Here is a 19498-nt window from a genome sequence, read left to right as displayed (position 1 = left end):
GCTGGATCGCGCTCCTGGTGGCTGGGAGATCGGGATGAACCTTTCATGGGCATCGCGCACCGTTGCCCGCCAGACGCCGCAATTGACCGTCCGGCCATGCAGGAATTCGGCATGTGCCGCGGCAGCCTTCCGGCCTCAGGGCCATTGCGTGCCGTTGCGGCGGCGGCGGATCCGGTCGGTCTCCACGGCATCGACGCCGTAAAACCTGTGGCGACCGCCGCCCATCTCGACCGTGCCGGCACCGATCACCCTGGCGGGCCCTTATGCTCGCCGTCGCGCGCGGGCCGGAAGGACATACAGGCAAAAGACGCCATGCCGGCGGCGGCGCCCCTGACGAATTGAAACATCGGAGAGTCCCCTCCCTTTCGGATTGCGGGCGGACGGGCTCTCTCTGGCCCCTCAGCCTTTCACCCGCCCCGAACGCCCCTTTCCTGCGGATCCAGCAGTTTCCGGTAGCCGCCCCGCACCATGGTCCGCGCACCGGACAGCAGGCGCTGGACGCGGGTGCGCAGGAAACCGGCCTGCCAGTCCTCCCGGACCGCCCGTTTCCCATAGAGGACCGCCGCGATGTCGCGCTGGCTGGCCCCGGCCGCCGCCCCATCGAATGCGCGCAGCATCATCGCCCAGCGCCCGGCGCGGCGCTCCGGCGGATAGAGGCTGAGCGGCAGGCGGCCGAGACGGCAAAGCCCCGATAGCCGTTGCAATGTCAGAACCTTCGCCTCCATGCGGCGCAAACCCGACAGCGGGTAATGCAGGCACACCGGGCCATCGAGCACGCTGCCCGCGGTCACCGTCAGTTGCAGATGACGCAGGCCGTCGCCGAACAGCACGTGTTCCTGTCCGCCGCCGCACAGAACCGTGGCGAATGACCCAAAGCGCCGCATATCGAAGGCGTCGGGGTGATCGGCCGCCACCGGCCTTGCCTCAGTGGCGAGCACGAACGGATTGGCCTCGGGGCGCCAGAAGACATCCTTGGCAGGCAGATCGACGCCGGCGGAGAAAATGAACGCCCCAGCGTTCAAAAGGCTCCGGTTCCCGGACACGCATGATACGAGGCCCGGCGACTTCCATCCGGCGCAAGGTGGCGGGCGGAGCGGATGACGGCAAATCCCGTGACGGCAGGCCGATTGCCGCGGCGAAGTCGGGATTGCGCCTGAGCCATTCCCAGGCCCAGCCGGTCCGGTCCATCCTGTGCAGGAAAGCGTAAGGGTCAGGATCGCGCCAATCGGCGCGCGGACTTATGCCGGATGCGGAATCCTCACTGGACATGAGGTTTTCTTTCTCCCGCAAGCCGGTCCTGCGATGACGGGCGCGGCGCTGTCATTCGGCGATGCATCGCACGACGCCCGGCGCAGGCCGTCGCGTGGGTGCGCACACATCCGGCCCCCGACAGCCGGAACCGCCCGGCGGAAAACCAAAGCCGGACGTCTCGGTGAAATCGGGCCGAACCATACCGCTGCCGGAGCGCAACATCTGAAGAAAGGTCGAATAAATCAAATATAATACCCTATTAATCGTAGCCGTTCATAACGATGCCGATGCGCGAGCCGTCCTCGTCATCGCGCATCTTGGAAATCATGTGCTGAAGGAAAAGCAGTTGGCCGTCGGAAATTCGCGGCGTTCCCGCGCCGAACCGCCCGGCATGGCCAAGATCGGCGGCTTCCGCCTTGATCGGCCCCTGGTACTTCTTCCAGTCCACGCCATAAGGCGGGTTGGACAGCATGTAGTGGAACCTGCGATGCTGATGGGCGTCATCACTGAGCGTATTTCCAAATGCGATCTGCTCGGGATTGTGCCCCGTGACCAGCATGTCAGACTTGCAGATTCCGAAGGATTCGGGGTTGAGCTCCTGCCCGAACAGTTCGATCCGGATCGAATCGTTGAACCGCTTCAACGCCTCTTCGGCGAGGGCGAGCATGCCGCCCGTTCCGCAGGCCGGATCGTAGATTTGCCGGAGGATGCCGCGCCGGGTCAGTTTGGTGTCATCATTGGCGATGAGCAGATCGACAATCCGCCGGATCACTTCCCGCGGCGTGAAATGCTCGCCTGCGGTCTCGTTCGAAATTTCAGAGAAGCGGCGGATCAGTTCCTCGAACAGGTAGCCCATTTCGATATTTGTGACGGCCGATGGGTGCAGGTCGATCTCGCAGAATCGCTCGAACACCTGCCAGAGGATCTCGCCGTCATTGAGCCGCTTCAACTGTTCGGTGAACCGAAATTTTTCCAGGAAGATGTCGCCTGCATTCGGCGAAAAGCAGCGGATATGGTCGATGAGGTTGGCGTGCAGCTGGCGGGCATCCTGTCCGCGCAGCTTGTCGAAGGTAAGCCCGGAAGTATTGTAGACCTTGATCCCGTCGCCGGCTGCGCCGAACAGGATCATTTTCCGGGTCTCGTCATCGACCCCCTCGGGGAGCGACTTATGCGCGGCGAGCACCGCGTCCTTCGTCGGCTCCAGGATGCAGTCGAGACGGCGCATGACGACAAAGGGCAGGATCACCTTGCCATATTCGGATTGCTTGAAATCCCCGCGCAGGATTTCGGCGATCGACCAGACGAACCCGCCGAGCGATTTGATGTCGGGCGTGGCCGTCATGTGTCCGCCTGCTCTCCGACCCAGTCAACGGAAACGATTTCGACAGCAGAACCTGGCGCTATACCGGTCGCACGGGCTCCAGGTTTCAGCTCTTCCAATCTGCTCACGCAGTTTCCCCCTGTCGGACTCCGAACCTGCATCCAAACCCGGACGTCAGGGCGTTCAATGAAGAAAGGTGTTGGGAGCGGTGACGTTTTTGGCGCCGCCCCTCACACCGCAACCTGCACGCCTGGCGGCATCTTGTGTTTCGTTCAGCTGTGATTGCTACGCAGGACGCGGCGCACCTGGCAAACAGGGCATTTCCATAACCGGAACAGGGACCCGCAAAGGGTATTTGGCCTGCCGGAATTGAGCGCCTGTCTCCAGACAAGATCAGAATATTCGGGTTCAAATTTTTCCGTTCAGACGTTTCCGAAATCGAATGAGGCAGGCATGCTCGCATGCGCGTTCAGCGTGCCATGGATATACTCTACACGTTTGTCTTGGCTTGGCCGCTATGGATTCAATTCCGCTGCGCGATGGGCATGCGGCAGCAGAAATGCGGACAATTCCTCAGGAACCGGCGTGAGCGCATCGGGTAACCCGGTCGGAATCGTCGTCCCGCGGGTGCGCAAATTGCAGCCTTTTGGCCAACCCGGAAAGTCCAACCTCCGAAGCGTGCCTTGCCGTCGGATTTGACGGCAAGCAGGTTGGCGGATTGTCTTGGCGGTCCCGCCTTTACGCAGGTGCGTTCAGCCGATCTTCAATCTGTCCGATCGATGACAGGATTTGCTCGAAGTCAGGCCGCTCCGAAGATCATCGCCCGCGTGTTGCCGTAGTCGCAATGCAGCCGTTCGATCATGTCGCCGACGAGGCGGAGCGCAAACCTGCCCGGCACGGCCGAGGCGAGATCGAAATCCGGCCTGTTGAAGAATGTGCGTGCGTGCTCGACACAATCCGCCCCGAGTACGGGATCGGCAATCGCATTATCGCCAATATCAGACCCAAGCAGTGAATGCAGGTCGTAGTAATGCCGTGAGATCCGCTGACCGTCCTGACGCAATTCATCGCGCCGCTCGTACCAGTTGCGCAAGCCATGGACAATGACGATCTTGTCCCGGAAAGTCCGCTCGGCATGGATGGTGGTCACATCTGGTATGCCGAGATCCAATGCCACGATGTCTTTGTCGATGTAAGGCGCAATCGTCAAAGGCCGGTGGGGATCGAGTGCGGATTTCGCTCCTGATTCGATCTTGACAGCGGCCTGAACATATCCTGTTTCGGACGTGTCGGTACGCGGATACCAGACAAGCAGGGTCTGCCGACCCGCATCGGTTTCGTCGACCTCCACGCGTCCTTGTCCCTGTGTATCGGCGCCGAGAAATTCAGCGACAGCGGCGTGAAGACCGGTCGTGATATAATGACTGCAATCGGCTGCAATTGCTTCCAGAGCGGCTTTTCTTTTCTTGTTCGACAGCGCCGCGAGTTCTTCGGTGCTGCCCGGGTGACCAGGATCGTCACGGAAAGCGGTAATATCGATGTCTTCCGAGAACCGGTCGATCAGACCATATGCCTTTGACAAGGAGGTGCCGCCCTTGAAGAGAAGGCGCGGGCTGTTTTCGGGAAGGCGGTGATAGAGCGCGTTGAGCATCCAGCACACCCGGAAGTCCTTCTCGACATTGATCAGCGGGGTGCCCAGACGCCGGGCCGTCGTCAGGAAGAGATCTGCGCGCTCGGTCGTATCGGCGCGAATGATTTCGACGAATGCGTCCGTACTCATTTCTTCAAGCCGGCCTCGGCGGAGGCGATTGGCTTGCGCAGAATACCCTGCATCCAGATCGGCATGGCCGACAGGCCGGTGCGCAAATCCTCGATGAGCCGGGAACCGCTCTTGGTATCGGCCAGGAGCTTTCGAATGGCGCGGTCCAGCCTGGAGCGCTCGACATTGCCTTGTGCCGCGTCATGAATCCAGTGCAGGGCCTGCACCAGGTACATGCCCGGGCGTCCGGCCCAGTACAGCCGGCTGGGCGCGGCATGCTTGAAGACGATTTTCTGGTTGCCAAGCTCGATCGGTTTCAGACGGGCGTCGGCAAGGACTTCGATCTTCGCCGGAACCGCATTTGTCAGTCCCAGTGCATTGGCCGCCGTCATCCCGTCGACAAGGAACCGGGCCTTGTCACGGCGCGCCACGGCTTCAATGACCGCCCGATAGTCGGGCACCGACTGTCTGCCGGTCAGCTTGTTGAATGTCGGCTTGTCATAAAGGCCGCGTTCAATGCGTCTGAGATCGCCCGATTTGACCATGCGCTGAAGCGCCTTGTCGACCGCTTCACGCGAGCCGAGATCGACGAAATCTCCCGGGGTCCAGACCTTCCCGGGGTCGGCTGCAATCCGGTCAGCGATGCGTGTGGGCAAGGTCCGGTGTGTGCTGTCATCGATCATGTCCGAAACATGCCGCATTTTTCGGACATGCGCGAGTCCGAAATCAGCTGCGGATTTCATCGCCCTCCGCGTTGTTCGTGACGGTCAAATCGGAGAACGTCGTGCCGCCCCTGATCTCGATCAGGTCTTGACCCTCGATAACCACCCTCGGATCACTGGTCGGCAGATCTTCTTCCCCGAAGTCCGTGATCGTGTCCTGACCGCTGTTGCCTTTGAACACGAAGGTATCCGAGCCCGGGCCACCGGTCAGCGTGTTGTCTCCCCGATCGCCGATCAGCCTGTCGTTGCCCCAGTCGCCATCCAGCGTGTCGTCGCCCCTGCCTCCGCGCATCACGTCGTTGTCGCGGCCGCCGTCTGTGGCGGTCGCTGCTGGTCGCACGCCGTACGGTTTTGAATGAAATGAATACTATATACTACAGCAACGCTTTTGCGGTTTCGTCTTCCGGCGGGTACAGGCTCTATCATGAAAAGGTATCGAATATATTCCCGCAGAAGTTCCTAACCTGCATGATATTGACCATGGAGGCACGAGGATGACAAGAGACCCCGTCCGCGACACCCGGATCGACATCAAGGTGCGCCCGCAGCGTCAAGCGCGGGCGGATGCGTGCGTGGCAAGGACACCGCGGCCCCGGAGGTTGCCATGAGAAAGTTGCTTGCGGCGCTGGGCCTTGTGCTGCTGACTGCCGCTGCAGCGTTCGGGGATGAGGTGTCCCGTGAGACCCTGCACGTCGGGGTCGATCCGGGTTATCCGCCGTTCAGCGAGATTGACGATGCGGATCGGCTCATCGGCTTCGACATCGATATCGCCCGGGAACTGTGCGTACGCATGGATGTCGAGTGCGCGTTCGTGCGCCAGGACTGGGAGGGGCTGATCCCGGCGTTGCGGGCCGGCCGGTTCGACGCCATCGTCTCCAGCATGTCGATCACCGAAAAGCGCCGCGAACTGGTCGCGTTCACCGAGCGCTACTACAGCAGTGGCGTCCGCTTCGTCGCCCGCAAGGGCTCGGGTTTCGATGCGGATGACGCGGCGGGTCGGACCGTCGGCGCGATTCGCGCGACGGTCGCCTCGGACTGGCTGGAGGACAATCGGTCGAGATTTGCCGGCATAAGGCTGTATGACGATCAGGGTGCGCTGGACCGGGCGCTGATCGAAGGCCGCGTGGATGCGATGTTCGGCGACGCGCTCGGCTTCTGGAAGTGGCTCGGGAGCCCCGAAGGCGCGGGGTTTGCCTATGCGGGCGAGCCTTACCGCCTCGACGAGGGTATCGGCATCGCCCTGCGCAGGGAGGACGAGGCACTGCTCAGGCGTCTGAACGACGCGCTCGGGGCTATCCTCGCCGACGGCACATACGGGACGATCAACGCGCGGTACTTCCCGTTCAGCATCTACTGACGCCCGCACGGCCCTGGCCGGCAGACAGCTGGACGAGGCCCGGTTCGTGCCAGACAGGCACCGGATTGCCTCGAGCGGATGCAGCGGTACGCGCTAGATGTTCTCGGCGAGGCTGTCCTCTTCCGCTAGGCCATCTGTCCTCACGGCGCAGGGCACCGGCGTGATCTTGTTCAGCCGGCGCTGCCTTACGAGGCTCTCAAGGGCGCGGTAGCGGCGGCCGCCGGCCGGGGTCTCGAACATGCCGGTCTCGGTGCCATCGGGCACCGGCCGCGTGAGACAAGACAGGCGGCACCGGAATCCTGGAAGCTGATCGCGCCCATGCTTCAGCGGTTCATGGACGAGCGATCGTGGTTTTGCGAAGCTGCGCATGGAGATACGCGGGCCTTCTTCAAAGCTGACACAAAGATGCTGTGGGACCGACACCTTCATGTGGACGAGGTCGCGTGACAACACGCCCTTGATGATGGTCACGCCCATTTCGACAGCAATGGTGCGACCGCTATGTGCAGATGAACTACCTGCGGATCGATCCGGTCGTCACCGGGGCCAGGCACGGCCCGCCGATTTTCCGGTGGTCGGCAGAAGAAACCAGGCGCTCAAGCCGGCGCGACCTGAAGCAGTTCTTCCGCGATGCGGAGCAGTTCGGCATCCGTTCCGGGCTGTCGGTCTCGGTACCTGTCGGCTTCAGGGACCGCATGGTGTTCACCCTGGCATCGGGCCGGCACGCCGTTTGCGCCGACGAGGAACCCGACGCCGTCGCCGCGGCGGTCGCGGCGGCCTTTGTGCATTCGCGGCTCGCCGCCGCGACCCGGGATGCGGCGCCGGCCGCGCACATCCGGCTTTCGCCGCGGGAAGCCGAATGCCTGCGCTGGTGCGCCGACGGCCTGTCCATGCCGGACATCGCGCAGGTTCTGGGCATCGGCTATCGCTCCGTGCGCTTCTATCTTGATGAAGCGACACACAAATTGGGCGCCGCCAACAGCCGGCAGGACGCGACGATCGCTGTCCGGCTGGGGCTGATCTGACCGCGAGCCTCGGCGGCCCCGGCATGCCAAAATCCAGGGACCGCGGATTTCGATTGAAGCCGGCCAGGCATTCCGACACTTGTCCGGCCACCCGCACAGGTGCAAAGATCGCCCCTGGGCGGTCCCCCTGGCATCACGTTCCCTTTCGAAAGGGAACGGTTGAGGCCGTCAGCAGGAATTGCGACATGCCTCGCGCGCCCTGCGGCAGGTGACGCATTCACGACGTCACGCAGCGGCGTGGCATCCGCAGCGCTTGCGCGCGCGGTCTGTTCGGGGGTGTCCGGCATGGCGGACCCGTCGCGTTTTTCTATTGATTCCATAGCCACATCCTCTCGGGGGGGGTAACACTGGTCCAGTGACACAGGAAGCACATCGGATATCCGACGGATTTTCGGGGTTTCCCACGATCCGGTTTCAAGGCAATGTGAGGTAAAGAAAAACATGGCATTTCCAGTTGGTACACCAGAAGCATTCCAAAAGTATTACAGCCTTCCTGCAATGACGGGCGGCAACGGTGTGGACACGCTCGACGGCACTGATGATGCGCAAAGGATTGCCGGCGAAGATGGCGGCGATACGATGCGGGGCAAAGGCGGCGACGACCTGCTCTGTGGCGGTGATGGCGACGACACCATGTACGGCGGTGATGGCATTGATCTGCTGTATGCCGGGGAGGATGACGATACCGTCAACGGTGGCGACGGAAACGATTTCCTTTGGGGTGACGGCGGCGACGACACCCTGAACGGCGACCGGGGCAACGACCACCTGTACGGCGGCTACGGTGACGACAAGATGTATGGCGGCGCCGGAAAGGATGTCCTGTACGGCAGTTACGGCAATGACAGGCTGTCTGGCGGTGCTGGAAGGGATGTTTTGTACGGCGGCGCCGGAAACGACACGCTCTATGGCGGCAAAGGCAACGACTGGCTGGACGCTGGCGCCGGAAACGACGCGCTGTATGGCGGCAAGGGCGCTGACACCTTTGTCTTCCAGGCCGGAGATGGCACGGACAGGATTTTCGACTTCGAGGACGGCAAGGACAAGATCCGGTTCAAGGGTGACATCGACTTCGAAGATCTGACCATTTCCCAGGTTCAGGATGGCAGCGCGACAATCTCGTACGGCTCCCAGGGTGAAACGATAACCTTGCTCAACCTGGAGGACGGCGTTCAGCTGACGGCAGAGGATTTCATGTTCGGGTAACGGGCCAGGCGATTTGCCATGCCCGAAAGCGTGAACGCGTTGCCGGCGTTGTCGATGCGGGTCATTCACGACACGCTGCGGCGGGGGCCCATTTCGGGGTATAACCGGCGCCACGGCGCGGTTGCAGAAAGAAAACCGCCCGGATCGCGACGTGGTTTTCAAACGAAGCAGGCACACCGCGCACGGCCGCAATGACTGCCGGCGCCCCGTGCTGACGACGCGAAAGGAGACAGCCGGACGGCCCTGTCACGGAGCCAGCAACACCCGCCGGTCGACCATCCGTCCGGGACCAACAGGAGCAGGCGCAATGCAGCGGCAAGAAGCACCGCCGCAATCATGCGGGGGCGGGGCGGCCGTGAACGAAAAACCTCCCACACGAACATGCCCGCAGCGTATGCAAATCATAGGTTGCCCGACGCGCGAATGAGCCGTCACCGGCCGGTCCCGCCTTGACCGCCGTGCCGCCGAAGCTCATAACCCAGACGCCGGACCCGGAACTGAGCCATGGAGTAAAGGCCCGGCCATGCGCCTCGTCCCGCCCCTCAGGAGGACGGGGCGCAGCAAACGAAACGCACCGCATCATCCGTTCGATATGGCGCCCGGTGAGCACCTCGGTCTCATCGACGACCTGTTCAAGCGTGTGCCCATCATATGGATTTCCATGGAATGCCTTGGCGTGGAGGATGAACTGACCGCCCTTACAGCGTTTGTTGGTGGTCGTGATCGACACTTTACATCCAAACTCACGGGGCTTGTGGCCCCTCGGTTTCCGGCGCGTGCCAGGAATGAAACTTCCAGTCCCGTTGTTTCCGCTTCTGGCTGCGGATCTGCCTGGCCTTCATCAGGGCAAGGGCGAAGATGGCATGCAGGTCTTCGTCGCCGCCGATCTTGCGGGTGATATCGCGGATCGGACGGCCGAGCCGGGTGCGCAGGAACTTCAGTTGGCGATTGAAGCGCTTGGACTGCCTGGCGTGGCTATACGCCCGGCCATCATCGCCGCCTTCCTGGCGACCCTTGTGCAGGACTGACTCAGTGGGACACCACGTTGCCTGGCCAACTTGCTGAGCTGTTCGATGGCGGTGAGCAGCAGCTTTGCGTCCGCCGGGAAGGTGACATCCTTGGGCTGCACGGTGGTGTCGACCGCGATCCGGGCCATGTCGTCTTTCTTCAGGGCGCCGGTGTCATGGGCCACTCGAAGCGTCTCGGCGAGCAAACGGGCCAACCGGTCGCCGATGCGCTTGCGCCAGTGAGTCATGTCGGAACGCACGTGCGGCAGGTCGTGCCGGAAGAATTCCCCGCCAGTGAAGAACTGGAAGCAGGGGTCGTGGATCCAGCGTCCATCTGACAGGCCGTAGATGTGCTTGAGCAGCAACAGCCCGATCATGTACCGGATGGCAATCGCCGGCCGACCGGTATGTAGCGACGGCGCGGCCGCAAGAGCTGCAAGGTCGCGTAGCAAATCCATAGATCAATTTTTTCAGGAGGCCGATAACCTCCAGTTTCACGAAATGTAGATGTGAAACGAGTTCGAAACGTGGGTCCATTGCGCAATAGACACTCGTCGGATGCGGAAATTATGGCGCTGGCCGGCGCCATTCATGTGCGCCCTTTGCGGATATTGCTTGATACCGGCTGCTTTCGGGCGACTGTTCCGATTTTGCGCGGTGTTTGGGGTAGGGCGCTGCACGGACTTGATGCGGCGGTATACCGTACTGTTTTCCAGGGGGTCGGTGAGGCTGCGAAAGGGGCGCGGCAGGCGGGTCTCGGCCAACCATATGTTCGGCCACTCTATGTAATGCGGCGGGCGCGGCCGAATCCACGCGTCTCCCCGGCTGTAGAGCTTATCCTTCTCGCGAAGGCCGTGCATCACGCGCCGGTCGCTTTGCAGGCTTTCGAGGCGGCTGCGCAGGCGGGTCTGGGGCCGGGACGCGAGCCGTTCCGGATCGTCCGCGTGTGCGGAATTTCGCCGACCGGCCGGCCGGTCCCCGAACCCCGGACATGGATGCTGGGCGATGCCGCGGCGGCGCTGGCGGCGCGGCTACCGGAAGGCGCGGCCGTGCGTCTCGAATGCCGCATTCCCTTGCGCATCCTCAGAAGGGGCAGGCTGATCGCCCGGCCGACGACCTCCGACCTTGCAGTCGCCGCCCTGCGGCGGCTGACCTGTATGGCCGATGTCGCCGTTTCGGCGGATCTTGCGCCGCGGGTGCTGGAAGGCGTGCGGCGCCTGCCGGCGTCACGCTGGCGGGGGCGGCGGCGGGATTTCGCGCGCTGGTCCGCACGGCAGAACAGAAGCATCGTCTTGCGGGGTGTTTGCGGTTCACTCGAAATCGCACACGGTGCCCGGGCGCTTTCGCCGCTTCTGGCGGCCGGCCAGTGGCTCCATATCGGCAAGGGCACGGTTTTCGGCCTGGGCAGGCTCGATGTCGGGAAGGCACATGACTAAGGCTGTCGAAACGGACTGGGAAACCCTGGTGCGCGTGTGGATGCACGATCCGGTTGACAAGGCGCTCGACATTCGCGGCCATGTCGCGCGGGCCAGGCGTTATGCCTCCGTGGCGCTCGGCCGGCAGGACGGGCAGACCCCTGACCGGGACGAAGGTCTCGCCGACCAATTGGCGGCGATCGCCGAACGGATGCCGATGCCGACCGCCGGTCCGGACGGTGAACGGGCCGTCGGGCCGGAAAACGGCAGTCTTGAAATCCGCCATACGCTGAGTGGCGATGCCGAGATGCTTGACTGTCCGGCGCTCGACGAGGCCGCCGTCATCGAAACGATAGAGGACATCGTGCGAAACCTTGATTCGCCGAAACAAAGGTTCCTCGCCCTGTGGCGGCTGCTGCCGGAGCGCATCGGTGCCCCGCTGAACCGCCTGCCGGCCGATACCCGCAATCCCGACCACAGCCTGATCGATCACGCGGACATTACCGCCAGCCTTTGGGAGGGCGTCGAAAGGGGCGCCGAAGGGCGCGCCATTCTGGGATTCGCGCTCGGGCCGGTGCAGCCCTTCATCGAAGCCGCGCGGTCGCTGCGCGACCTGTGGAGTGGCAGCGCCATCCTGTCGCTGCTCGCCTTCGCGGCGATGCGCCCGGTGTTCGAACGCCTCGGCCCGACGGCCTTCGTCTTTCCGGCGCTTCGCGGCAATGCGCTGGTTGACCTTTGGCTGCGCGACAAGGCGGGAACTGCTTGTGTGCCGCGGCCGGAAAGTTCTTCGCTGCTGAACCCGTCGCTGCCGCACCGCTTCGTCGCCTCGGTTCCCTGGGGACGGGACGGCGCTTGCGCGCGCGAATTCGCCGACCTGTGCCGCAGGTCCGCACAAAGGCAATGGCGGGAAATTTCGCGGAGCGTGCACGAGGCGCTTTCCAGCAGAATGCATGACTCCGGCTGGGACCGGTACTGGACGTCGCAGTGCGAGGCGGTCTTCGATTTTCACACGACCGTGGTTCACGAACGCGACCTGGAGGATCGCAAAATGGCGCGCTGGCTGGGCGAAGAGCGCTTCGAAGGCGTCTGGCGCGATGCCGCGAAGGTCAGACGGCTTGCCGACGCCATACCGCCCGCCGCCCGGCCCGGCTACGATCAGAAGTCCGCCGGGCGCTGGCAGGCGCAGATGGAGGTCAGCGCCCGGATCATGGAGGCGCAGCGCACGGTCCGCCGCGTTCCGGTAATGGTGAAAAGACCGGCCGCGGAGCGCGTTCCGCCGAAATGCACCCTGTTCGGCGCGTTCGAGCAGGCGGGCCCCGCCGAATCCTCCGCGGCGGCGGCGTTCTGGAAGGAAGCGTGCGAACGCTGGCAGTTCGACGGCGTGCGGCTGCGCACGGGCGAACGCCTGTGTGCCGTCGGTCTGACAAAACGCTTCGCCGGGCCGCTTGCGCTGGTGGAAGAACTCGGACTGAAGCCCGACGACCTGCGGTTTCCCGACACGGCGACGCTGGCTGCCGCCGAATGGCTCGGACGATCGGAAATCTTTCCGGAAGACCACCGGGAATGGAACGGACGCTGGCTGCACGACACGGACGCTTCCCTGGAAGAGGACGGCGAGAAAGGAGCCCCGCCGGACTTGCGGCGACGCCTGGTCAGCGCGCGCAAATGCTACGGCCGCCCGCCCGTCTACTTCGCCGTCCTCAAGATGGACGGCGACGATCTCGGCGGCTGGCTGCGCGGTGAAAAATCGCCGCGGATCCGCGAGGTCATGCACCAAAAGCTGATGCGCTGGTTCGAGGACCTGGACGACGATGCGGTGACGCAGGCGCTTGATGCAAAACGTCCGGTCGGCCCGGCGCTGCACGCCGCCGTCAGCGGCGCGCTCGGGCGCTTCGCGTCCCAGCACGCGCCCGATATCGTGGAGCGTCACCGCGGCGTGGTCATCTATTCGGGCGGTGACGATCTGCTGGCGCTGCTGCCGGCGGCGCGCGCCGTTATCTGCGCGCGCGACCTGCGCAATGCCTACCGTGAGGGATGCGGCCGCGACGCTCCGGCAATGGGATCGAAGGCGACGATCTCCGCCGGTCTCGCGTGGGTGCATTTCAAGGAGGATCTGCGGCTTGCGTTGCGAGCCGCGCGCGAGGCGGAAAGACAGGCCAAGAAGTCGGGAAGGAACGCGCTTGCGATGCGTTTCATGCGCCGTTCCGGCGAGCACGCTGCCGCGCTGCTCGGCTGGGACGATGCCGACTGGTTCGTCGACCTGACCAACAGTTTCGACGACGCAGCGAGCGACCGCTGGGCCTACCGCCTGCGCGGCGATGCTGCGGTGCTCGCGGACCTGCCGGATGCGGCGGTCGAGGCGGAAATCCGGCGGCTTGCGGACAAGGCCGCCGCGCCGCGCACCGACGGCGACGAAACGCCGGGCGGGCGGATCGCTTTGATGTGGCGGACCTATCGCGACGCCCGGCGCTGCCGCGCCAAAGCAAACGGTGCGCCGGAAGATCCGTCAGACTGGCTGTTTGACTTCACGAAACTCTGCCAGGGCGCGTCCTTCGTGGCTCGGGGACGCGATGACTGAATTCGACGAAGCAGGAACGGACAGGTGCACGCGCTGGCTGCGCATCGAGCCGCTTGATGCGCTGTTCTTCGGCGACGGCCGCCCGTTCGGCCCGGCGTCCCATGCCGTTTCCGGCCTGCCGGGCCCTCAGGCCGTTGCCGGCGCGTTGCGCACGGAAATGCTGCGCCGGGCGGGGATCGATTTCAAATATCTGGCCGCGCTGATCCGGTCCGGAAAGGGTTTCGGCGAGGCTGTCGAAGGGTTGGTCCATCCTGCGGGCGGCGCGATCGCCGCGGTGCGTTTTCGCGGGCCGTATTTCGGCAGGAAGGACCGGCAGGGCGGATTTGAGGCGCTTGTCTATCGCGCGTGCGCCTCCCTGCGCGCGATCGCCGACAAAACGGACCGCATTCTGCGTCTCGATCCGATGCCGGAAACCGACATTCCGGCCGGCTGGACGCCGCCGGAAGCCGGGATGGTTCCGCTGTGGGTGCGGGAACGCGAGGCGCTGAAGCGTCTCGACAGCGGCTGGATGAGCGCCGCCGGCATGTCGCGCTTTCTGGCCGGCGGGCTTCCCCGGGCCGGGGACCTCATCGCGGACGGCGATCTCTACTGTTTCGAGGAGCGCACCGGCATCGCGGTGGATGCCAAAGGGGGCGCCGCCGCCGACCGTATGATCTACGCCGCGCGCCGCCTGGTCCTTCGGCCGGACGTGTGCCTGTGGGCCAGGGTCGAGGGACCGCATGCCGCGCTCGCTTTGCTGCCGCGGGACGGCGAAAGCCGGCTGCTGCCGTTCGGCGGCGAGGGCCTGCGGGCCGCATTCACGGCAAGCGAAGCGCCGCACGGAACGGCGCCGGCTCAAGGTTCTTCGGCGGTTGAACCGGGCGGCGGCCGGCTCATTGTCCTGACCACGCCGGCCTTCCTCGATGGCTGGAGGCCTGACGGCGTCAATGTCGTCGCCGCGGCGATTCAAGACCATGTCGCGGTGTCGGGGTGGGATCTTGCGCGCGGCGGCCCGCGGCCGACGCGCTTCGCCGCCGCCGCCGGCTCGGTCTTCTTTCTTCCGCCCGGAAGCGCGGATGCGCCGCGGGAAATCGGAGAACCGGAAGACACCGCCCTCGGCTGGGGCAAATGCCTGACAGGAGTATGGCGCCATGCATGAAACATCCCGATCGACGCTTCTGTTCGTCCACGGCCTGACTGCGATGCATCCGGGAGGCGGCACGGCGACGGGCGTGGTCGACCTGCCCGTCCAGCGCGAGCGGCACACGCGATGGCCAACGGTTCCGGGCTCCACTCTCAAGGGCGTGCTGCGCGCCACCTGTGCGGCGGACGAGGACTGGACCCGCACCGCTTTCGGACCGCCGCCGCAGGAAAGCGGATCGCCTTACGCCGGCGCGCTCTCGTTCTCCGATGCGCGGCTTCTCGCCTTTCCCGTCCGGTCGCTGAAGGGCGTTTTCGCATGGACGACCTGCCCGGCGGTCCTGGAGCGGCTGCGCCGTGACCTGTCGCTCGCCGGCCGGCCGGACACGGATTTTCCGGACGTGCCGCAGGTCTCTGGCGATCGGGCGCTCTGCCCGCAGGGCAGCCCGCTGCTGATCGATCCCGACGGCCTGATGCTTGAGGAATTCGATTTTCGGCGCGAGGCAAGCGATGCGGGCGCTGCCGCCTGGATCGCCGACCGCGCCATCGCCGACCCGGCGACCGCCGGCCGGTTGCGGAACCGCCTCGTCGTCCTGCCGGACGACGCCTTCTGCCATTTTGCCAGCCATGCGACGGAGGTTTCGGCGCGCATCGGCCTCGATAGCGAGACTGGCACCGTCAGGGACGGCGCCCTGTTCTGGGAGGAATATCTGCCGCCGGAGACGCTGTTCTACGCGATGGTGACCGCCGGTGACAGCCGCCGCGAGGATCACACAGACAAGGCCGCCGACATTCTGCGGCGTTTGCGCGAGGCGTTGCCGGACACGCTGCAGATCGGCGGCAACGCGACACTGGGCAAGGGACTGTGCGCCGTCCGCCTGGCGCCGCGCGAAGGAGAGCAGTGCTGATGGATGGAAAGAAACAGACGCTGGAGCAGCGCCGCGCCGAAGATGCCTGGTGCGCCGTTCAGGACGTCGTTCGCGAAACGGACGGGAACGACGATGTTAAAGACTACGGGCGCGAGGCGAAGCGCTTACCGGTACGCATCGCCACCGCCGGGCTCGGCCACGCGCTCGCCTTCGCTGCCGCCAAGGGAGGAGCGAAAGCCAAAGTTGCGAACAAGGTCGCCGACTGGGTACTGTCGCGCCTCGGGCCGCAACCGCCGCAGGGGGAGGGCGACGGTGACGCCGCCTGCCGCCTGCTGCGCCGCATCGTCGAGGGCGACGCCGACCTGCTGCGCCGGGCGACCGAAGAGGCGCTGGCCTATCTGCAATGGCTTTCGCGTCTTGCGGAGGCGGAAAACCTGCGGCGGGAACGGCGGCCATGACGAATCCTGAGGACCTTGTTCTGCCGCAACGGGCGAGAGAACTGATCGGGCGGGTGGATGAGACGCACAGGCATCCCGGCCTGCGGCTCGACAAGCTGTCCCAGGGCAAGAACCAGCAGTGCCAGTCCCGGGCGATCGATGCCGTGGCCGCTTGCGTCGGTGACCCTGAATTGCTCAAAGAACTGCGCGCCCGCCGCGCAACGATGCTGGTCCGGCTCCGCGCACTCCGCTTCCGGGGAACGACGGCGGGCCCGTTGACGCTGCATCTGTCGCGCGCCGGCGCGCTGGAGAACGCCGGTCTTGCCCTGCATCCCGTCTACGGCTTCGCGTGGCTGCCGGGGACCGGACTGAAGGGCATGACCCGCGCATGGGCGCAGACGCTGGAGGCTTGCGGCGAAGCGGACGGCTCCGTTTGCCCTGACCGAATCGACACGGTCTTCGGAAACGGCCGCATGGCCGGCCGGATCGTCTTTCACGACGCATGGCCCGTCGACTGGCCGAAGCTGGAACGCGACATCGTCAACGTTCATTACGGGAAATATTATCGCGGCGAGCGACCGCCGGACGACCGGGAGGACCCGGATCCATCCTTCTTTCTGACTGTCGCCGCCGGAACGGTCTTCGATTTCGCCCTGTCGGACCTGCGCCCGGCGGATGACGGCCTGCTCGACGAGGTCGCCGGCTGGATGCGCGCCGCTTTGCTGCACGGCGGCGCCGGGGCGAAGACCGCGGCGGGCTATGGCCGCATCGACGCGAAAGGCCCGGCGTCCGCGCCGCCACAGGTCCCGCCGCGCAGCGAGTGCCTCCTCCGGCTGGTCTCCCCCGCGTTTCTTGCCGGCGCGCGTCGCACAGCCGCCGATTGCGACCTGCGCCCGGCGACGCTGCGCGGCCTGTTGCGCTGGTGGTGGCGCACCCTGCATGCCGGTCATCTGGATTGCGCGTCCCTGCGCTGCCTGGAGGCGGAGGTCTGGGGCGATACGGAGCGCGGCGGCGCGATAAGCCTGTCGCTGCGGCGGCAGGACGGCAATGGCGACCCGTCGTCCTGGCCGAACAATGTCTCCCAGGGCCTTTCCAACAATGTCTCCCAGGGCCTTTCCTATATCTCCTACGGCATGAATGACCGGTTCTGTCGCCGGCCAGGCGACGCATGGCGCCTTGCTATTGCGGCGCGCGTCCGGAAAGGCGCGGACGTTCCGGCCGAAAAGCTCCTGCGCCAGGCCGAAGCCGCGCTCTGGCTGCTCGCCCGCCACGGCGGCGCCGGGTCGAAATCCCGCAAGGGCTTCGGCTCCTTCGACGACATCGATGCGGGTGGCGTCGCCTCCCTTGAGGACTGTCTCAAGGTGGGCGCGGATTTTCGCCGCCTTTGCGGGCTCGAAGATGGCGCCGGCACGGCGGGATCGGCGTCGCTTGAAAAGCGCGTCGGCCCGTTCGAGATCGAAACGCGCTTTACGAATCCCTGTGTTGTTCTCGGCCGCACCGGCGAAATCTACCGGGAGTTCGTTCGCGGCCTGAAGCGGAAAGAGCCCGACAGGCTGTGCATGCTCGGCCTGCCGCGCAGGGGCGCCAAAGGCCCCGGCAATGAAACCGGCCGTCTCGCCTCGCCGTTGCATATCAGCCTCGCCTGCGGGAACGGAGGAAAGCTGGCCGTCCGGCTGATCGGGTTTGCGGACGGCGACTGTCCGGATGCGCGCCGCGACGTGCTGGAGCGGCTTTGCGAGAAAATGCGGCATGAGCTGCCCTCCGAAACGCTCGCGGTCCCGCGGCCCGGGCGAAGACACGAGGCGGGCGGGCTGCCGGCGGCGTCTCCGCTCAGCAACAAACAGCGCGTTACGGCGGAACTGCTGGAGGACAAGACGAAGAAGGGCGGCTGGAAGGCGAGAGAGGTCGAAACCGGGCTGGAGGGCCATATCCACAATACCGGGGACGTGCCGTCCGACAGCCAGCCGGGCGACGAGGTGCGGCTCATCGTCAAAAGCGCAAGGCTGAAGGATGCTGATTTCTGGTGGCCGACGCAGGAAATCGAGCAAAGGCTGGCGCGACCCGCGCCCAAGGCGAAACAGAAGGGGCAGCGCCCATGAAGACAGGCGAAACACGTCAAAGGGTCCTGGTCCTGACGGTCGGCACCGGCGACATCGATCGCCTGGAGGAGTCCCTGTTCCGGCCGCTGCAAAGGAGCCTCGAAACCGGGGCATGGAAGCGGGCGGTCCTGCTGCCGTCGGCGCTGACCGTCGGCCATGCGCGTACGATTGCGGCCCGTATCAGGGACCTGCCGGCAAGGGTCGGCATTGAGCCCCTGCCCGTTAATGGATATGAGAACGACCCCGACGCCTCTTTTTGCCATTTCGACGGCGTACTGAACAAGCTCGTGGAGGACGGATACGCGCCGGCGGACATTGTCGTGGATTTCACCCGCGGCACCAAGGCGATGAGCGCGGCGCTGGTGCTTGCCGCCGCGCGGCATGAAATATCCGAGCTTCGCTACGTTCACGGCGCTCGCGACGGCCGCGGCATGGTGCGGCCCGGTACCGAGATTGTGAGCCATCTGCGCACCGACAGGACGACCATGCGCCGCCTCCTCGACGATGCCCGGAAGCTGATGCAGCGCGGTGCCTTCGCCGCCGTCCGGAACCTTGTGCCGGATACTGAAGGCGGCGCGGTTCATTCCGATTTCGCGCAGGAGGCCGCGCGGTTGCGCCGTCTCGCGGCCTTCTGGTCGGCTTGGGACCGGCTCGATTACCGGCGCGCCTGCGACGAGGCGACAGAACTCCAGGCCGACGATCCCGCCGCCCACCGCGCCCTTGCGGCCGAATGCGCCGTCGTGCGCCGGCTGGCGGAACAGCCGGACCGCCAAGACCACGAGGCCTTTGCGGTGTGGCTGCGCGCCGTCGCCGTCGACCTTCTGGAAAACGGCCGCCGCTGCATTGAGTTGAATCGGTTCGAGGACGCGCTGCTGCGCGGCTACCGCGTGCTGGAACTGATCGGCCAGGTGCGGCTGTTCGACCGCGGGCATGACAGCGCCAATATCGATCCGGGTCATCGGGACGTTCGGTCGTTCCGGGAACACTTGGAGAAGAAGGGCAGCCACGATCTCGGCTCCGCAGGTCAGCAAAGGTGCCTGACCATGTCGCGCGAGCAGTCCGGCCGGTTTCTGAAGCATCTTGGGGATCCGCTGGCCAGGGAACTTCTGCGACTGGGACAAAAAAAGGGTCTGAAAGACCGCAATATGAGCATCCTGATCCACGGGTTCAGAGCGGCGGATCTCGACGGACAGTCGCTCGGCGAACTCTACGACCCGCTCGCCGCTCTGCTGTCGCGGGACCAGGAGGAGAGCTGCCGCGACGTTCCGGCCGTCGACCCGCAACGCTTCGGCGCCGTGTGCTGATCCGGATGTCGGCAACCGGAAAGCCGGCC

17 protein-coding genes and 3 pseudogenes are annotated in these 19498 nt (G+C 65.0%); 12 read left to right on the top strand and 8 right to left on the bottom strand.

Annotated elements, in window-relative coordinates:
- The first annotated feature begins 45 nt into the window (after nucleotides 1-45).
- Nucleotides 46-342 (top strand): hypothetical protein, encoded by a 297-nt coding sequence (locus E4M07_RS27145; RefSeq protein ID WP_136661553.1) that lies wholly within the window; start codon nucleotides 46-48, stop codon nucleotides 340-342.
- Nucleotides 343-407: 65 nt separating this feature from the next.
- On the opposite strand, the gene E4M07_RS27140 is transcribed toward E4M07_RS27145, so the two are convergent.
- From E4M07_RS27140 to E4M07_RS27120, 5 genes are all read right to left on the bottom strand, one after another.
- On the bottom strand, nucleotides 408-1022 hold the full coding sequence (locus E4M07_RS27140; RefSeq protein WP_136661552.1) for a DUF2285 domain-containing protein: 615 nt from the start codon (nucleotides 1020-1022) through the stop codon (nucleotides 408-410).
- Nucleotides 1023-1510: 488 nt separating this feature from the next.
- A complete protein-coding gene (locus tag E4M07_RS27135) occupies nucleotides 1511-2593 on the bottom strand; it encodes a class I SAM-dependent DNA methyltransferase (protein WP_136661551.1) in 1083 nt (360 codons plus the stop codon).
- A 778-nt stretch (nucleotides 2594-3371) separates the two neighbouring features.
- A complete protein-coding gene (locus tag E4M07_RS27130) occupies nucleotides 3372-4352 on the bottom strand; it encodes a nucleotidyl transferase AbiEii/AbiGii toxin family protein (RefSeq protein WP_348640546.1) in 981 nt (326 codons plus the stop codon).
- Entirely contained in the window at nucleotides 4349-5074 is a 726-nt protein-coding gene (locus tag E4M07_RS27125) for a DUF6088 family protein (protein WP_246660637.1), read from the bottom strand. Before E4M07_RS27125 ends, E4M07_RS27130 begins: the two co-directional genes overlap by 4 nt.
- Nucleotides 5058-5393, bottom strand: a complete 336-nt coding sequence (locus E4M07_RS27120) for a hypothetical protein (RefSeq protein WP_246660636.1) — start codon at nucleotides 5391-5393, stop codon at nucleotides 5058-5060. The genes E4M07_RS27125 and E4M07_RS27120 overlap by 17 nt, the downstream gene beginning before the upstream one ends.
- Before the next feature lie 264 nt (nucleotides 5394-5657).
- On the opposite strand from E4M07_RS27120, the gene E4M07_RS27115 reads away from it, so the two are divergent.
- Nucleotides 5658-6410, top strand: coding sequence for a transporter substrate-binding domain-containing protein (locus E4M07_RS27115; RefSeq protein WP_136661550.1), 753 nt, complete (start codon nucleotides 5658-5660; stop codon nucleotides 6408-6410).
- A gap of 96 nt (nucleotides 6411-6506) precedes the next feature.
- Here the strand turns inward: E4M07_RS27115 and E4M07_RS27110 are convergent.
- Nucleotides 6507-6680: pseudogene (locus tag E4M07_RS27110) on the bottom strand (ParB/Srx family N-terminal domain-containing protein); the annotation flags it as partial.
- A 224-nt stretch (nucleotides 6681-6904) separates the two neighbouring features.
- Between E4M07_RS27110 and E4M07_RS29955 the strand changes: the two are divergent.
- The 3 genes and pseudogenes from E4M07_RS29955 to E4M07_RS27100 all read left to right on the top strand — a co-directional run.
- Nucleotides 6905-7186: pseudogene (locus tag E4M07_RS29955) on the top strand (autoinducer binding domain-containing protein); the annotation flags it as partial.
- A gap of 6 nt (nucleotides 7187-7192) precedes the next feature.
- Complete coding sequence (locus tag E4M07_RS29950) at nucleotides 7193-7435, top strand: LuxR C-terminal-related transcriptional regulator (protein ID WP_281405005.1); 243 nt, start codon at nucleotides 7193-7195, stop codon at nucleotides 7433-7435.
- Nucleotides 7436-7933: 498 nt separating this feature from the next.
- A complete protein-coding gene (locus E4M07_RS27100; protein WP_169054432.1) occupies nucleotides 7934-8641 on the top strand; it encodes a calcium-binding protein in 708 nt (235 codons plus the stop codon).
- Between the two features lie 583 nt (nucleotides 8642-9224).
- Here the strand turns inward: E4M07_RS27100 and E4M07_RS29755 are convergent.
- A pseudogene (locus E4M07_RS29755) lies at nucleotides 9225-10052 on the bottom strand (transposase); the annotation flags it as partial.
- Between the two features lie 90 nt (nucleotides 10053-10142).
- Nucleotides 10143-10412 (bottom strand): hypothetical protein, encoded by a 270-nt coding sequence (locus tag E4M07_RS29235; RefSeq protein WP_169054431.1) that lies wholly within the window; start codon nucleotides 10410-10412, stop codon nucleotides 10143-10145.
- 90 nt (nucleotides 10413-10502) lie between these two features.
- Here E4M07_RS29235 and cas6 point away from each other — a divergent pair, with 90 nt between their 5' ends.
- The 7 genes from cas6 to E4M07_RS27055 are packed head-to-tail and all read left to right on the top strand — an operon-like array spanning nucleotide 10503 to nucleotide 19469.
- Nucleotides 10503-11084 carry a CRISPR system precrRNA processing endoribonuclease RAMP protein Cas6 gene (gene cas6, locus E4M07_RS27085; protein WP_169054430.1) on the top strand — a complete coding sequence of 194 codons (582 nt, stop codon included), beginning with the start codon at nucleotides 10503-10505 and terminating at the stop codon, nucleotides 11082-11084.
- Nucleotides 11077-13641 carry a type III-B CRISPR-associated protein Cas10/Cmr2 gene (gene cas10, locus E4M07_RS27080; protein ID WP_169054429.1) on the top strand — a complete coding sequence of 855 codons (2565 nt, stop codon included), beginning with the start codon at nucleotides 11077-11079 and terminating at the stop codon, nucleotides 13639-13641. Before cas6 ends, cas10 begins: the two co-directional genes overlap by 8 nt.
- The gene (locus tag E4M07_RS27075) at nucleotides 13634-14779 is read left to right on the top strand and encodes a type III-B CRISPR module-associated Cmr3 family protein (RefSeq protein ID WP_136661543.1); all 1146 of its coding nucleotides are present in this window, start codon (nucleotides 13634-13636) and stop codon (nucleotides 14777-14779) included. The genes cas10 and E4M07_RS27075 overlap by 8 nt, the downstream gene beginning before the upstream one ends.
- Nucleotides 14772-15668 carry a type III-B CRISPR module RAMP protein Cmr4 gene (cmr4, locus tag E4M07_RS27070; protein WP_136661542.1) on the top strand — a complete coding sequence of 299 codons (897 nt, stop codon included), beginning with the start codon at nucleotides 14772-14774 and terminating at the stop codon, nucleotides 15666-15668. Before E4M07_RS27075 ends, cmr4 begins: the two co-directional genes overlap by 8 nt.
- Entirely contained in the window at nucleotides 15668-16087 is a 420-nt protein-coding gene (cmr5, locus tag E4M07_RS27065; protein ID WP_136661541.1) for a type III-B CRISPR module-associated protein Cmr5, read from the top strand. Before cmr4 ends, cmr5 begins: the two co-directional genes overlap by 1 nt.
- Nucleotides 16084-18165 (top strand): type III-B CRISPR module RAMP protein Cmr6, encoded by a 2082-nt coding sequence (gene cmr6 / locus E4M07_RS27060; RefSeq protein WP_169054428.1) that lies wholly within the window; start codon nucleotides 16084-16086, stop codon nucleotides 18163-18165. The genes cmr5 and cmr6 overlap by 4 nt, the downstream gene beginning before the upstream one ends.
- Nucleotides 18162-19469, top strand: a complete 1308-nt coding sequence (locus tag E4M07_RS27055) for a TIGR02710 family CRISPR-associated CARF protein (protein ID WP_136661539.1) — start codon at nucleotides 18162-18164, stop codon at nucleotides 19467-19469. Before cmr6 ends, E4M07_RS27055 begins: the two co-directional genes overlap by 4 nt.
- Nucleotides 19470-19498: the final 29 nt, after the last annotated feature.

Origin of the sequence: Nitratireductor sp. XY-223 (assembly GCF_004959855.1) — a bacterium.
Lineage (GTDB): Bacteria > Pseudomonadota > Alphaproteobacteria > Rhizobiales > Rhizobiaceae > Hoeflea_A.
Note: the sequence above shows the minus strand (reverse complement) of the source record. Positions and strands in the feature narration are given on the sequence as shown.

Coding starts and splice junctions, on each gene's coding strand:
- E4M07_RS27135 (WP_136661551.1), bottom strand. CDS start 2,593: ATGACGGCCACGCCCGACATCAAATCGCTCGGCGGGTTCGTCTGGTCG.
- cmr5 (WP_136661541.1), top strand. CDS start 15,668: ATGGATGGAAAGAAACAGACGCTGGAGCAGCGCCGCGCCGAAGATGCC.
- E4M07_RS27055 (WP_136661539.1), top strand. CDS start 18,162: ATGAAGACAGGCGAAACACGTCAAAGGGTCCTGGTCCTGACGGTCGGC.
- cmr6 (WP_169054428.1), top strand. CDS start 16,084: ATGACGAATCCTGAGGACCTTGTTCTGCCGCAACGGGCGAGAGAACTG.
- cmr4 (WP_136661542.1), top strand. CDS start 14,772: ATGCATGAAACATCCCGATCGACGCTTCTGTTCGTCCACGGCCTGACT.
- E4M07_RS27100 (WP_169054432.1), top strand. CDS start 7,934: ATGACGGGCGGCAACGGTGTGGACACGCTCGACGGCACTGATGATGCG.
- cas10 (WP_169054429.1), top strand. CDS start 11,077: ATGACTAAGGCTGTCGAAACGGACTGGGAAACCCTGGTGCGCGTGTGG.
- E4M07_RS27130 (WP_348640546.1), bottom strand. CDS start 4,352: ATGAGTACGGACGCATTCGTCGAAATCATTCGCGCCGATACGACCGAG.
- E4M07_RS27125 (WP_246660637.1), bottom strand. CDS start 5,074: ATGAAATCCGCAGCTGATTTCGGACTCGCGCATGTCCGAAAAATGCGG.
- E4M07_RS27115 (WP_136661550.1), top strand. CDS start 5,658: ATGAGAAAGTTGCTTGCGGCGCTGGGCCTTGTGCTGCTGACTGCCGCT.
- E4M07_RS27075 (WP_136661543.1), top strand. CDS start 13,634: ATGACTGAATTCGACGAAGCAGGAACGGACAGGTGCACGCGCTGGCTG.
- E4M07_RS27145 (WP_136661553.1), top strand. CDS start 46: ATGGGCATCGCGCACCGTTGCCCGCCAGACGCCGCAATTGACCGTCCG.